The 14,188-nt window shown below is 67.4% G+C and carries 9 protein-coding genes; 5 read left to right on the top strand and 4 right to left on the bottom strand.

Translation table 11 applies throughout. The features are described from left to right. Positions 1–6,577 (bottom strand): hemagglutinin repeat-containing protein (locus tag V6M63_RS18655; protein WP_332744262.1); only part of this gene is annotated, 6,577 nt, incomplete at its 3' end. A 14-nt stretch (positions 6,578–6,591) separates the two neighbouring features. Continuing rightward, a complete protein-coding gene (locus V6M63_RS18650; RefSeq protein WP_332744260.1) occupies positions 6,592–8,382 on the bottom strand; it encodes a ShlB/FhaC/HecB family hemolysin secretion/activation protein in 1,791 nt (596 codons plus the stop codon). A 314-nt stretch (positions 8,383–8,696) separates the two neighbouring features. On the opposite strand from V6M63_RS18650, the gene V6M63_RS18645 reads away from it, so the two are divergent. The 5 genes from V6M63_RS18645 to V6M63_RS18625 are packed head-to-tail and all read left to right on the top strand — an operon-like array spanning position 8,697 to position 12,797. Continuing rightward, positions 8,697–10,211 carry a class I adenylate-forming enzyme family protein gene (locus tag V6M63_RS18645; protein ID WP_332744258.1) on the top strand — a complete coding sequence of 505 codons (1,515 nt, stop codon included), beginning with the start codon at positions 8,697–8,699 and terminating at the stop codon, positions 10,209–10,211. Between the two features lie 53 nt (positions 10,212–10,264). Next, complete coding sequence (locus V6M63_RS18640; RefSeq protein ID WP_332744256.1) at positions 10,265–10,678, top strand: PaaI family thioesterase; 414 nt, start codon at positions 10,265–10,267, stop codon at positions 10,676–10,678. Between the two features lie 40 nt (positions 10,679–10,718). Next, positions 10,719–11,705, top strand: coding sequence for a tripartite tricarboxylate transporter substrate binding protein (locus tag V6M63_RS18635; protein WP_332744254.1), 987 nt, complete (start codon positions 10,719–10,721; stop codon positions 11,703–11,705). Positions 11,706–11,709: 4 nt separating this feature from the next. Beyond that, on the top strand, positions 11,710–12,525 hold the full coding sequence (locus V6M63_RS18630) for an SDR family oxidoreductase (protein ID WP_332744252.1): 816 nt from the start codon (positions 11,710–11,712) through the stop codon (positions 12,523–12,525). Further along, positions 12,525–12,797 (top strand): PaaI family thioesterase, encoded by a 273-nt coding sequence (locus V6M63_RS18625; protein WP_332744251.1) that lies wholly within the window; start codon positions 12,525–12,527, stop codon positions 12,795–12,797. The genes V6M63_RS18630 and V6M63_RS18625 overlap by 1 nt, the downstream gene beginning before the upstream one ends. Here the strand turns inward: V6M63_RS18625 and V6M63_RS18620 are convergent. Both V6M63_RS18620 and V6M63_RS18615 read right to left on the bottom strand, forming a co-directional pair. Continuing rightward, positions 12,773–13,711, bottom strand: a complete 939-nt coding sequence (locus tag V6M63_RS18620) for a LysR family transcriptional regulator (protein ID WP_332744250.1) — start codon at positions 13,709–13,711, stop codon at positions 12,773–12,775. The two genes, V6M63_RS18625 and V6M63_RS18620, sit on opposite strands and share 25 nt — an antisense overlap. A gap of 41 nt (positions 13,712–13,752) precedes the next feature. Continuing rightward, on the bottom strand, positions 13,753–14,188 hold a 436-nt coding region (locus V6M63_RS18615), incomplete at its 5' end, for an electron transfer flavoprotein subunit alpha/FixB family protein (RefSeq protein ID WP_332744249.1).

Genomic DNA, 14,188 nt, shown 5'->3' with positions numbered 1-14,188 from the left:
TGAGCATGGCCACGTTGTCGGCGCTGGTCGCATCCGTTGCGCCCGAGTCGCTGCCGGTAATGCTCACATTGGCCGGGCTGATCACGCTTTGCGTGGTGCTGGTCTGCGTGATGTTCTCGGGCAACCCCCGCTCGCCCATCTCGCCCGCCAACACGTTGGAGACGACGTTGGCGGCCACCGTCGCTACAACTGAACCGCCGCCATAGCCCAGGCTCACCGATTCGCTCTCGGCCCGCGTGGTCTGCGTGTTGGTGAGGTCGCTGTAGGTCAGGCTGCCGGTGGCGAGCTGGTTCTTGTCTGGTGTGGCGCTGCTGGTGATGGCCCCGCCCTGCAGGTCGGTGTTGCCCGCCACGCGGATGTCGAAGCCACCCGAGCCCGCCGCAATGCCGCTTTGCGCCTTCGCGCTCTGGAAGTCGTGGTCGATCTGCTCTTTGGCCATGCTCAATGAGCCGGTCACCACGTTGCCGTAGCAGAACGGCGGGATGCACAGGCTCACGCTGAAGCCCGAACTCTTCTGATCCGACTCGTAGCGGCTGGTGTCCTGCAAGGTCTGAATGTTCAGATCGCCGCCGATGTCGGCGATGACGGTATCCCCCGTCAGTTGTGCGCCGCGCAGGTTCGTGTCGGCGCCGCTGCGCACCGTGAGGCTGTTGGTGGCGGTGACCACGGTGTTGTCGTGCGTGGTCTCGCTGCCCTCCCCGTTGCCTTTTGCACGGCTGGCGCTCACCTGGAAGCTGATGCCGTTCTGCTCACCAAACCCGAAGGTCACGCCCACGCCAGCGCTGCTGCCGCTGTTGGTGCTGTGCAGTTCGGCGGTGTTCTTCGCGGCTTGCAGGTCAATGTCGCCAGCGGCCTGCAGGCTGATGTCTTGCGCCTGCAGCTTGGCGCCGGTGGCCGATAGATTGCCTTCCCGGGCCTGGATGTCGATCTGGGCGGCCTGGATGGTGGTACCGGTTTGCTGGGTCGTGGTCTGGCGCTCGTCCTGTCGGGACTTGCTGCTGCCGATGGTGGCGCTGATGCCGATGCCGGCCGAGCCGGGCTCGCCGGGGTTGGCCACCGTGCCTGCGCTGGCGGTGAGATCGTTGAGCGTGGTGCCAGCGAGCTTGTAGGCGTCATAACCCGCCTTGAGCGCGGCGGCGGCCTGCAGTCGTTCGTTGTCGGTGTTGCGCGCGGCCTGCACCGTGTCACCCAGCTGGGTGATGAGGCTGCCGACCGCGCCGCTGAGCTGGCTTCCAATGGTGAAGCTCTTGCTCTGGGCGTGGAACTCGTTCTCGCTGCGGCTGTCGGCCGTGCCCAGCGTGACGCTGTTGCCTGAGAGGGCCACGGCGTCTTTGGCGAGCAATGTGCCACCTTGCGTATCCACATTGCCGGAGCCGGTGCCCTGGTATTGACTGTCGGTGCCCGCGATCACGGTGAGGCTGCCGGCGTTGGCGCTCAGCAGGCTCTGCACTGCCGTCTCGCTGGTGCTGGTGCCGTCCTGCATGGACTTGGCCTGGCCGAAGGTGGTGAAGCGCCCGCTGGCGCCCGGCACGATGCCGATGCTGCTGGACTTGGAATAGGCCTCGTTGGTGCTGGTCAGAGTGTCGCTGGCGGCTTCAACGCGGGCATCGCGCCCGGCAATGACGGTGAGGTCCTTGTCGGCGATGACGATGCTCGATCGCACCACGGCGTCACGACCGGACTGGATCGTGACCTCAGCGCCACTCACATTGCTGCCCGCTTGCGTTTGAGCGCTGTAGGCCTGGTTGGTGTTCTGGTGACTCTTACCGTAAGAAATGCCCGACATCACGCTGGCGCTGAAGCCCGACTTCTTGCTCTCGTTGAAATACGAGCCGGACTCGGTGTTCTGCTCCGACGTGATGGCCACATCGCGCCCGGCATCGAGCAGGAGCAGGTCCTGCGCGTTGACGCTGCTGCCCTTGATGGCAATGTCCTGCCCGGCCTCCAGCACCACATTGCCGCCCGAGAAGCTGGAGCCCAGCGCCACATCACTGGCGGAACTGCGCAATTCTTCGGTGGACTTCTTGCTCAAGAACCCGCGGCGTTGCACAAACAGGCTGCTCTCGCTCTCGCTCACCGACCTTCCTGCCTCCAGCGTGATGCTGTTGCCAGCCTTCACGCTCAGGTCGTCTCCCGCATTCACGCTGGCCGCGCGCGCTGTGACGTCGCGTCCGGCCTGGATGCTGACGCTGCCTGCGCCCTGCACGCTGGTGCCGATCTCCCGGCTCTGGCTGCTGCGCTGGTAGTTGCGCGCGTTGTATTCGGTGTTGTCGGTGCTGCCCACGGTCACGGTCTGCAGGCGCACATCGCCGGCGGCTTGAATGTTGGTGCTGCCACCGGCACCCGCGTTGCTCAGGCTGGCGCCTTGCAGCTCCACGTTGCCTCCGGCTTCAATGCCGAGCTTGGCGCCGTTGGTGTTGCCCACCCGCATGGTCCCCACGCCGGCCAACTCCGTGCGGCTCTGGTTGACGTACTGCCCGCTGAAGCTGGTGGTGTGGCTGGGGCTGCTGATGGTGACGTTGCGCCCGGCGCTGGCCAGCAGTTCGCTGCGCGCCTGCATCAGCCCGCCGATGTTGCTCAGGTCGCGCCCGGCCTGGGCCACGACCACGCCGCCTTCGATGCGCCCACCGGCATTGATCAGGTCTTCTGCGATCTGCAACGACACGCTGTTGCCCGCCAGCAGCGCGCCACTGGCCGCAAAGTCGCCCTGGGGCACCTGGCGCACATACACCTGCGGCACCAGGGCTTTGGTCTTGCTGCCATCGGGCAGCACCACCTCTCGCTCCACCAGCCAGACCAGGTCGGTGGTGAGCAGGGCCATCTGCTCGGCTGAGAGCGCCACGCCAGGCACGAGTTGGTGCGCCTGGGCGTAGGCAATGCCGGCGTCCATGAGGGCCTGGAACTGCGCCTCGTCACTGGCATGGCCTTCAAGAAAGCGCCGACCGGTGAGCTGGCCCACCTGCTCGCGGATGAGCTTTTGCTCGTAGAAGCCGTCGCCCAGGCGTTTCTGGAGCGCGTTGGGATCGCTGCCCAGAGCGGCGAACATGTAGTCGCTGCCCAGCCATTGGCGGTAGTCGGTGAAGCGGGGGTCGCTCTCGATCAGGTAGTGGCTGCCCGGGCTGGCCGGCTGGAACAGCGCGTTGTCGGGCACGGTGAACGGCGCGGTGGCGTTGGGCAACGAGACGCCCAGGAAACCCAGGCCAGAGGTGGGCAGCCCGGTGCTGCGCGCCAGATCGGTGTTGCTCAGGCTCTGGGCGGTGATGCTGAGTTGCTGCGCGCCCGAGAGCGTGCCTCCCACCTGGCCGATGTCTTCGTTGATGTCCGGGTTGGTCCAGTCGTACGAGCCCAGCTGCCAGGTGTGGGTGGTGTTCAGAAAGCGGTGGGTGCGCTTGAGGGTCTGGCCCACGTTGACCACAGCAGCGCCTGCGGCCTGCATGTCCAGCACGGCGCCCGCCTGGATGTCGGCGTACCGGTTGGTCAGTGCGTTGGTGATGTCCAGCCGCATGTTGGCGCCGGCACGGATCGACGCGGGGGCGCCCGCGCCTGGGTTGAGCCGGTCTTCAAAGATGCTCTGGCGGGCGGTGCGGGTGAGCTCGATGCCTTCGTGAGTTCCGTTCAGATTGCGGTGCGTGCCGCGCACGATGGTGCTCTGGGGATCGTTGTAGCCGGGCTCCACGACCAGCATCGTGCAGTTGGTGGTGCAGCGGCCGTAGGCACCGGAGTAGCTCAGCGTGTCGCGCTGCCAGGCGAACACGCTGGAGGTGTAGGTTGCGGTGGGGTCTGTCGTGCCAACGACCTGGTCCGGATTGACCACGCCGTCCTGTCGCAAACGGGCGTACAGCACGACCGTGGCTGCACTGCCCACGGTGATGCGCTCGCGCACACCGTAGTTCCCGGCATAGCCACCTGATGCTGCGTGGTAGACCGAATCCGTGGGATCCAGCGTGACTTCGATTCGGCGCACAACGGTGCCGTCCGGCGTCACCAGTTGCGTGTCGCTCAGGATGCTGGCGGGATTGACCAGGTAGAACTGATGGGGGGTGTAGTTGGAAGTGGTCTCAATGGGCGTGTCGAAGAATCGGTTGTGGCCATTGACCCACCACGAAGGCATGCCCAGTTCGGCGGTTTGCTCGGACACCTTGACCTGGCTCACGGACACGTTGCGCCGTTCGTTGGTGAGTGTCTGGGTGGCCATGCGCAGGTCGTCCACGGCTTCGATGTCTGCGCTCAGGTTGTTGATCGCCTGGGCTTGGCCCGCGGCCGAAAGTGACGCCTCCAGGCTGCCGGCGATGGCCATGTCGCCGCCGCTGTAGATGAGTGCACCGTCTTCGTTGTTCAGGGTCTGCACGCCGATGTCGAGCTGTTGGCGGGCTGCAATGACCGGGGCGGTGGTGCCGCCTGCTTCGGGTCGGTTGTTCAGGGTGGTGGCGGCCATCGCGATCTGGTCGCCGAAGATCGCACCGGCCCCTGTGTTGTTGAGCGTGGTCGCCTGGATGTGGACCAGGCTGGGGACGGCGGGGTCAGATGTTTCGTTGGCATTCACGAGGCCCCGGTTGTTGAAGGTGTGGGCGCCGATGGCGATGCTGTCTGAGGCGGTGATGCTGGCGCCTGCGGCGTTGGTGAAGGTGTCGGTGGCCTCCAGCGTCTGGTGCGTGGCCTCCAGGGTGCCGCTGTTGCCGATGTCCCTGGCGTTGAGGGTCAGGCTCTGGTTGGCGATCAGTTGGCCGGCGTTGCTGAGCAAGGCGGTGGTGGTGATCTGCAGATCACCGCTGGCCTCCATGCTGGCGCCGATCGCGTTGGTGACGTCAGCGGTGGTGTCCAGGCGGATGTTGCTGCCAGAGAGCACACCGGCGTTGGTGAAGCTGGTGGCCGAGATGTTCGCGCTTTGCGCGGACCAGATGTTGGACTGGGTGGCACCGTCGGCCCCATTGGTGGTGGCACCCGCATGGATGGTGAGGTCGCCGTTGCTGCCGATCAGACCCGCCTGGGCGGTCTGCGCATCGTTGACGAGTTCACCCGTGTTCAGCCTGAGGTTTGTCTGCGAGGCAATGCGCCCGGCCGTGTTGTCCAGCCTGGCGCCCTGGGTGTCGATGGTGCTGCTGCCCACGGCTTGCAGGCGGCCGCGCACATTGGTCAGTGTGCCCTGGGTGGTCAGATCGAGCGTGCCCGCGCTGAGGATTTCGCCATCGGTGTTGTTGGTCTGGCCCACGGTGGCCAGCAGTGCCCCACCGGAGCCGATGGAGCCGGCTGTGTTGTGCAGGTCGCCCGTGGTGAGCGTGAGCGCGGCGCCCGCGTGGATCAATCCGCTGTCGTTGTTCAGCGCGGCGCTGGTGACCGTCGCGCTCTGGCTGGCGGCCAGGGTGCCTGTTGAGTTGTCCAGCGCGCCGCCTGCGCTCACGGTGAGCGTGCCGCTGGCGGCGATCTCGGCTTGAGCGGTGTTGGAGACGGTGGTGCCGGCGGCGATGCTGGCATGGCCCTGGCTGCTGATGAGGGCACTTGCAGGAGAACCATCGCCCGTGTTGCTGATGGCACCCAGGGTCTGGATGGACAGGTCGCCTTTGGCCTGGAACTTGCCGGTGTTCACGAGCGATCCATCGGTCTTGAGCACCCAGGTGCCTTCGTGGGCGATCAGCGATCCCCGGTTGTTCACGCCCAGGCCCGCCTCGGTGCCGACCAGGTGAATCTTGCCGGCGTACATGCCGCCCAGCGCGCCCACGTCGAGCATGAAGGTGGGCGCCGCACCTGTCCCTGCGATGGCGGCGGCCTGTGCGGCAGCGCCAGTGGCCAGCGCGGTGACTTGATTGTGGCCCGTGACAACCGTGAGGTCCTTGGCCCACACGCCCGCATTGACCTGCATGGCCCGCGTGAGAATCGTGGTGTAGTCGGCGGTGCTGGTGTCCAGACCCAGGCCTTCGATGTTGACCGAGCCGCCCTGCACGCGGAAGGCGTCGAGGTGGCCGCTGTTCATCACGGCAGTGCCTGTGGTCAGCGTCACGCCCGAGGCGTTGATGAACCCACCGCCGTTGACCTGGATGCCAGACGGGTTGGCGATGATCACCTCGGCCCGGCGGCCCGCCACCTCGACATAGCCGTTGAGGTGGCTGGGGCGGCTGGAATGGACCTCGTTGAGGATCACGCGGGCCTCTCCCGTGGCCAGCCAGGGGTTGGCGGCGATGTGGCCACCGAGCTGCGTGCTCGCGTTGGTGCGGCTGTTGTTGAGGATGGCGCCGTTGGACTGAACGTCGAAGCGGCTGTAGGTGTTTCGTGAAACGCCCGCGGCGGAGGGTGTCTGGATGTTGACCTGCGGCAGACCGTTGGCGGTTTGCAGGATGGTGGGGCGCTGGTTGCTCGGGGCGCTCGGGTCGGCGACGATCTGTGGGTGCGCGGGGGAGCACAGCAGCAGAACCGCCAAAGCCGTCAGCGAACGTGCGATGGCGGCATCTGCAAACAGCGACCTGGTGGAGCCGGACGCGGCCTCGCCCGCAGCGGCCCCGCCGTGGGAGCCGGCCGTTTCCGCCACCACCATGCGATGGCCCCGTGCGGCGTTGAAGATGATGCGGTGACGGTTCTTGTTCATGGGAATCCCTGGAGTCAGAAAGAAGCAGAGAGGCTGAAACCCGCCGTGACAGTGGCGGAGCGGAAAGAGATGGGCTGGCTGATGGGCTTGCCGATGTAGACGTCGTAGCTCATGCGCTTGAGCTGGCCGCGCACACCCAGCACCGCGCCGGCCAGGCTGCGCCCCACCAGAAATTGAGCAGAGGGGCCACTCACCGCGCCGCAGTCCACACCCAGGTAGGCTTCCAGGCCCCATTCGCCCCCATCCCCACCCAAGGTCCAGCCCAGGTCGTTGCGCAGGGTCCACCCCCGCTCGGCCGACAGGCTGGACTCACCATCAAAGCCCCGCACCGTGTAGCGCCCGCCGATGGCGAAGCGGTCTTGCGGCGTGAGCGGCGTGCCGTTGCGCTGAACCCTCAACGTGCCGCCATAACGCAGCTTCTGGCTGGCCAGCGCGAACGGCGCGCTGAAGCTCACATCGAGCGTGGTGATGCGCATGCGCGAAGTGCCCTCGTCAAAGGCCTCCTCGGGTGCTGCGATCGCACTGAATGCGCCGGTGCCGCGCTTGTGCGCCAGGTTCACGTCCAGCGTGGCCTTGCCGATGAATTCCCTGTGGCCCAGGCCCAGCTCCCAGCCACCGGTGGCGCGCCGCTGGGTTTGCACCTCGGTGTCGTCAATGAAGTTCTTCGAGTGTCGCAACCAGCCCTTGAGGCTGGCGGTGGTCTTGCGACTGGCATCGCGGTAGACGAGCCGAGAGAGCTTCAGGTCAGCGCTGTCGTTCTGGCCGCTGTACACGTAGTCCTGGCTCAGCCCGGCCACGCTCTGGTGGTAGCGGCTGGCGGATTGGGTGAAGCCCAGCAGCCAGTAGTCCCACGGAATGGAATAGTGGACCGTGTGTCCTTGTGTTCCGCGCTCGCCTGCGTTGCCGCCTCCCAGGTCCCGGTTCACGGTGACGTAGAACAGGTCGTTGAGCGTCCACCAGTGGTCGTAGCTCAGGGTGGCGCTGCCCTGGTACCTGCCGGTGGCCTTGGAGCCGCTGTCGTCGAGCGTGGCGTTCAGGCGCAAGGGCAACGACTGGCGCCAGGAGATGACCAGGTCGCTGTGGTCGGGCACGTCGGCGGGTTCGATCTGGATGTCGGCCTCGACCGAAGGCACGCGCTTGAAGTTCTCCAGTGCTTGCTCGACATCACGCAGATTCAGGATATCGCCGGCGCCGGCAGGCACCGCGTTCAACGCATTGGCGCGGGCATCGGGCTGCTTGAGGCGGATGGCCCGGATGCGTCCTGGCACCAGGGTGAGGGTCAGGCGCCCACTGGAGAGGTTCTGCGCCTCGAACACGATGCGCGAGGTCACAAACCCGCGTGCCATCAGGGCTTGCTGCGCGCGTTCAGCCGCAACGTTGACGCCGCCCACCCCCAGGCAGCGGCCGATGGCTGGATCGTGGCCCGCCATCAGTGGATCCAAGACCCAGTGAAAGGATTCACTCGAATCACCGACCAGCACGACTTCACGGATCGGCAGGCACGGCGATTCAAGCTCGGGCCAGGGCTTGAGTTGTTCGGGTGTTGGTGGGGTCGGCGCCTGGGGTGCAGGCTGGAGAAGACCGCGTTGTGCGTCTTCGCGCTCTCGCTGCAAACGCTCCTGTTGTTCGCCTTGCTGGCGGACGTCGGGTGGCGGGGTCGTTGGCGCCTGTGCGTGCACCTTGCCCGCCGCCACAAACCAGGGCAGTGCGAAGATCGCCCAACGGTATGCCATGGCGCACTCGGCCACAGCCAACAAAACGCCACGCGCGGCGCTCAACGCCACCCGGTGGTGGTTGCGGTTCATACGGGAACTCCCTGTGCTTTTCTTTTGGTTTTTATCTATCGCCAGTCGCTCGGGCACTGGCGAACGTGATCACATCAAGAGAGGGGTGCGATTGCAATAACCCGCCGGTACTAAACGCGCAGGGCGAGTGCCAACTCCGTCACGAAAAGGACGGGCTCCATGAGCGGGCGCGGGCGCCTCGGGATAACCCGCATGCCCCGCGCAGCCTTGGAAGGTTTCGCCAACCGCATTGGCCGATCCAGCCATTGGGGGGATGCCGACCCGTGCCTACGCTAAAGGCCTCGCTGTTTCGAACCCCACTGCCCGCAAATTCCGTGTACCTCACCCAAGGCCTGCACCGCTCATTGCAACGACATCCGGACAAGATCGCGCTCACCCACGTGAGCGACGGCCTTGTGCGTCAGCACAGCTTTGCCGAGCTGCTCGACGGCATCGGGCGCCACGCGGCGGCCCTGTGGGCGCGTGGCGTGCGCGCTGGCGACCGCGTCGCCCTGCTCGCGCCCAACCACGACCTGCTGGTGCGCGCGATCTTTGCCTGCTGGTGGATGGGCGCGACGGCCTGCCCGCTCAATGTGCGCTGGAGCGTGCACGAGATCGCCCATGCGCTCGAAGACAGCGGTGCGCGCCTGCTGCTGATCGACGAGTCGCTCACGGCGCTGGCTCAGGGCCTGAGTCTGCCCACGGTCGGCCTGGAGCAACTGGCCGACGAAGCCCGCGCGCCGGCACCGCTGCCCGATGTGCGCGCCGCCGGCGAGCAGATGGCCGCCATCCTCTACACCGGCGGCACCACCGGCAAGTCCAAGGGCGTGATGCTCACGCACGCCAACTTCTGGACCGCCTCCATGACACGCGGCGCCGAACTCAACAACGCGCCCGACTCGGTCTCGCTGCTGGTCGCGCCGCTGTTTCACGTGGCCGGCCTGGGCCGCCTGATCGGGCAGACCATGGTGGGCGGCACCTGCATCACCATGGCGCAGTTCCGACCGGCCCAGGTGCTCGAAGCGATCGAGACCCACGGCATCACCGACACCATCCTGGTGCCCACCATGCTGCAGGCCCTGATGGACGAGCCCGGCTTCCAGCCCGCGCGCGTGCGCAGCCTCGACCGCATCGCCTTCGGCGCGGCGCCCATGCCGCCCGACCTGCTCGAACGCGCGCTGGTCGCGTGGCCGCACGCCGAGTTTTTCCAGGCCTATGGCCTGACCGAAACGGCCGGCGCCCTGTGCATCAACCTGCCCGAGAACCACCGTTCGCCCGAGGCGCGGACGCAGGGTCGCCTGCACTCGGTGGGCCGCGCCGGCCTGGGCGCCGAGATCCTGATCGTGGACGAGAGCGGCCACCCCCTGCCCCCGGGCGAAGTGGGTGAGATCGTGGCCTGCGGCCCCATGGTCACCCGCGGCTACTGGAACAACCCGCAGGCCACGGCCGGGGCTTTCCGCGACGGCTGGTTTCGCACCGGTGACGCCGGGCGCATGGACGCCGACGGTTACCTCTTCATCGTCGACCGCCTCAAGGACATGATCATCTCCGGCGGCGAGAACGTGTATTGCGCCGAGGTGGAAGGTGCGCTGCGCAGCCACCCGCTGGTGTCGCACGCGGCGGTGATCGGCCTGCCCGATGCGCGCTGGGGCGAGGCGGTGCACGCGGTGGTGGTGCTGGCCGAGGGCGTGGCGCCTGAGCGCCTGCCCGTCGACGAGCTGCGCGCCTGGTGCCGCGAACGCCTGGCCGGCTTCAAGTGCCCGCGCAGCGTGGTCTATGTGCCGGCGCTGCCGCTGTCGGCGGCCGGCAAGGTGCTCAAGAACGTGTTGCGTGAGCAGGCCCGGGCATGAGCACCGCGCCGGGCCGCCCCCAGCCAGCTCGCACCGAAGGCACAGCAGTGACCATGAAAGCCGTCACCGGACACGATCCGCGCCAGATGTTCAGCCAGGTGCCGTTCACCCGCATGCTGCAGATGCGGCGCGAGTTCTCCGAAGGCGGCAAGGCCCGCCTGTGCATCGACGCACGCGAAGAACTGGGCAACGTGATCGGCGCCATCCACGGCGGCGTGGTCATCACGCTGATCGACGTGGCCATGGCCAGCGCCGCCGTCTCGCATTGCAATTTCGAGCGCACCGCCGTGACGCTGAACCTCAACACCAGCTTCCTCGAACCGGGGCGCGGCTCGCTCACCGCCGACAGCGAGCTGGTGAGCTGCGACGACCAGGTGGCCTGGTGCAAGGCAGTGGTGACCGATGCCGATGGCCGCGTGGTGGCGCGCGGCCAGGGGACTTTCCGCTACCTGCCACTGCCCCAGTGAAACCCATGGATTTCCGTTCACACCCCACCAGGAGACACACATGAACCGCTCACCCATCGCCTTCAACCGCCGCCAGTTCATCGGGGGCGTCGCTGCCCTCGGCGCTGGTGCCGTGGCCGCCCCCGCGTTGGCCAACACCGCGTTCCCGAGCCGGCCCATCCAGCTGGTGCTGCCCTTCCCTCCCGGGGGCTCCTTCGACCCCGTCATCCGTTCGCTGGCGGAAGCCGCCTCGAAGGAATTCGGGCAACCCGTGGTGCTCATGCACCGCCCGGGCGCCGGTGGCGTCAGCGGCACGGCCAACGTGGGGCTGATGAACGAGGCCGACGGCTACACCATCGCCGTCATGCACAACTCGGTGATCCGCGCCCCGCTGGTCCAGCGCGTCACCTGGCACCCGCTGAAGGACTTCACCTACCTCGGCGGCCTGTTCGGCCTGACCACCGGCGTGGTGGTGGCCAAGGACGCGCCATGGAAGAACTTCGGCGAACTGATCGCCGACGCGAAGAGCCGCCCCGGTGTCGTGACCTGGGGCAACGTGGGCGCCATCAGCATCAACCGCATCACCGCCCAGAGCATGGCCCGCGCCGCCGGCGTGAGCTTCAACATGGTGCCCTTCAAGGGCGGTGGTGAAGCGTTCCAGGCCCTGCTGGGCCGCCACCTCGACGTCTACAGCGACCCGGGCTTCGGCGCACAGGTGCGCGGCGGCGGTTGCCGCCTGCTCGCCACCTTCACCGACCAGCGCCTGAGGAACTACCCCGACGTGCCCACGCTCAAGGAGCTGGGCCACAACTTCTCGATCGAATCGCCGGTGGGCCTGGTGGCACCGAAGAACCTCGACCCGAAAATCGTCGCCCGCCTGCACGAAGGTTTCAGCAAGGCCGCCACGGACCCGGCCTACCTGGCGAACCTCGACCTCTACGACATGGTGCCCCAGCTCACCAGCGCCGAGGCCCACACGGCCTTTGCCCACACCCAGTTCGATCGCGAGCAGAAGATGCTCGCCGAGATCGGCTTCAAACTCGACTGAACCCATGACCACGACTCCCTTTGACTTCACCGGCCGCCATGTTTTCGTGGCGGGCGGCTCCTCCGGCATCAACTTCGGCATCGCGCAGGGCTTCGCCCGCGCGGGGGCGCGGGTGAGCCTCATCAGCCGCTCGCAGGACAAGGTGGACGCCGCGGTCGAACAGCTCAAGGCCCTGGGCACGGACGCCTTCGGCCTGGCGGCCGACGTGCGCCAGCCCGAGGCCGTGAAGGCGGCGGTGGAAGCCGCCGCCGAGCGCTTCGGCCCCATCGACGTGCTGGTCTCCGGCGCGGCGGGCAACTTCCTGGCCAGCGTGCTCGACATGTCGCCCAACGCCTTCAAGACGGTGGTGGACATCGACCTCATGGGCAGTTTTCACGTGGCGCGCATGGCCCACCCCCACCTGCGCCAGCCGGGCGCCTGCGTGATCCAGATCTCCGCCAGCCAGGCCTTCACACCCACGCCCTTCCAGGCACACGTGTGCGCGGCCAAGGCCGGTGTGGACATGCTCACCCAGGTGCTGGCCATGGAGTGGGGGCCACAAGGCATCCGCGTGAACTCCATCGTGCCCGGCCCGATCGCCGACACCGAAGGACTCAAGCGCCTGGCACCCACCGACGAGACGCTCAACGCCATGGCGCAGCGCGTGCCGCTCAAGCGGCTGGGTCGCACCGAAGACATCGCGCGCATGGCCATGCTGCTGGCCAGCGACTGGGGCAGCTACATCACCGGGGCCATCATCCCGGTGGACGGTGGCCTGGGCCTGACCGGCCCGCGCGACTTCACCGCCGCGGCCGCCGCCTCGCGCCGGGAGACGCGCTGATGGACGAGGATGTGCGCCTGATGGGCCTGCTGCAGCAGGCCCTGGTGAGCGCCGCACGCACGCGCCTGAACGACACCGCCCGCGCGCTGGGCGCAACCGACATCTGCGTGGTGTTCACCGCCCCGGCCCGGGGCGAGTTGCAGGCCAGTGGCCAGGCCACCGGCGGTGGCCGCTCGGTGTGCTTCTGTGAAGCCGAACTGCGCAACGCCGCAGGCCAGTCCGTGGCCCGGGCCATGGGCACCTTCCGTTACCGGGCAGCGTCCGGCGCCTGATCGGCAGGCGCTTCGGCCGCCTGGGCGTCGTCGGTCAGCAAGTCCACCAGATCGCGGGCAAACACCGGCAGCGTGTCGAAGTTGCGCACGCAGATCTGCATGGCCCGCAGCGACCAGGCGTCGGACAGCGGCACGATGTGCAGCGCCATGTGGCGCGCATGCCGGCGCGCTGCTGAAGCCGGCAACACGCCCACACCCACACCTTCTTCGATCAGCCGGCAGGCCACCTCGAAGCTGCTGACCTGGATGCGCAGTTGCAGCGTGCGCGACAGCCGCTCGCAGGCCTGGCGCAGGAAGGCGTGGATGGCGCTGGCTTCGTGCAGACCCACGTGCAGGTAGTCCAGCGTGCGCTCGAACGGCACCGCCGCTTCCACCGCCAGCTCATGGTCGCGCGGCAGCACCAGCACCAGATGGTCCTGGCGGTACGGCTTGGTTTCCAGGTTCTCGGTGCGCACCGAACCGGCCACGATGCCGATGTCGGTCTGGCCGTCGGTGACGGCGCGGATGATGTCGTGGGACAAGCGCTCGCGCAGGTCGATGTTCACGTCGGGGTGGGAGCGCAGGAAGGCCGCGAGCACCGGCGGCAGGTACTCGCTGAGCGCGGTGGTGTTGGCATACACCCGCACGTGGCCTTTGACGCCCTGCGTATAGGCCTGCAGATCGCCGGTGAGGTGTTCGAGCTGGCCGAGCACCATGCGCGCGTGGTGCACCACGGCCTGGCCCGCCGGCGTGAGGGTCACGCCCTGGCTGTTGCGCCAGAACAGGCGCGTGCCGATGCTCTCCTCGAGGTTCTTGACGCGGGTGCTGGCCGCCGGAAGGGAGAGGTGGGAGGCCTCGGCCCCACGGGTGAGGCTGTTGGCTTCGGCCACCCGCACCATCAGGCGCAGGTCGACCAGATCAAAGTGCAGGGCCATGGCTCCGATTCTGCCACCCGGTCCCACGGCGAGACGGGCCTTCAGAGCTCTGCGATCAGCTCAGGCACAGCCTCGAACAGATCGGCCTCCAGGCCGTAGTCGGCCACCGAGAAGATCGGGGCCTCGGGGTCCTTGTTGATCGCCACGATCACCTTGCTGTCCTTCATGCCGGCCAGGTGCTGGATCGCGCCCGAGATGCCGGCGGCGATGTAGAGCTGCGGTGCGACGATCTTGCCGGTCTGACCCACCTGCCAGTCGTTGGGCGCATAGCCCGCGTCCACCGCGGCGCGGCTCGCACCGAGTGCGGCACCGAGCTTGTCGGCCAAGGGCGTCATCACGTCGTTGAACTTCTCGGCGCTGCCCAAGGCACGTCCACCGGAGACGATGATCTTCGCGGCGGTGAGTTCGGGGCGGTCGCTCTTGGCGATCTCGCTGCCCATGAATTTGGACTTGCCGTCGTCGGCCGCGGCCGTGGCG

Source organism: Hydrogenophaga sp. (assembly GCF_036675665.1).
GTDB lineage: Bacteria > Pseudomonadota > Gammaproteobacteria > Burkholderiales > Burkholderiaceae_C > Hydrogenophaga.
The sequence above is the reverse complement of the archived record's forward strand: the minus strand, read 5'-3'. Positions and strand labels throughout refer to the sequence as shown.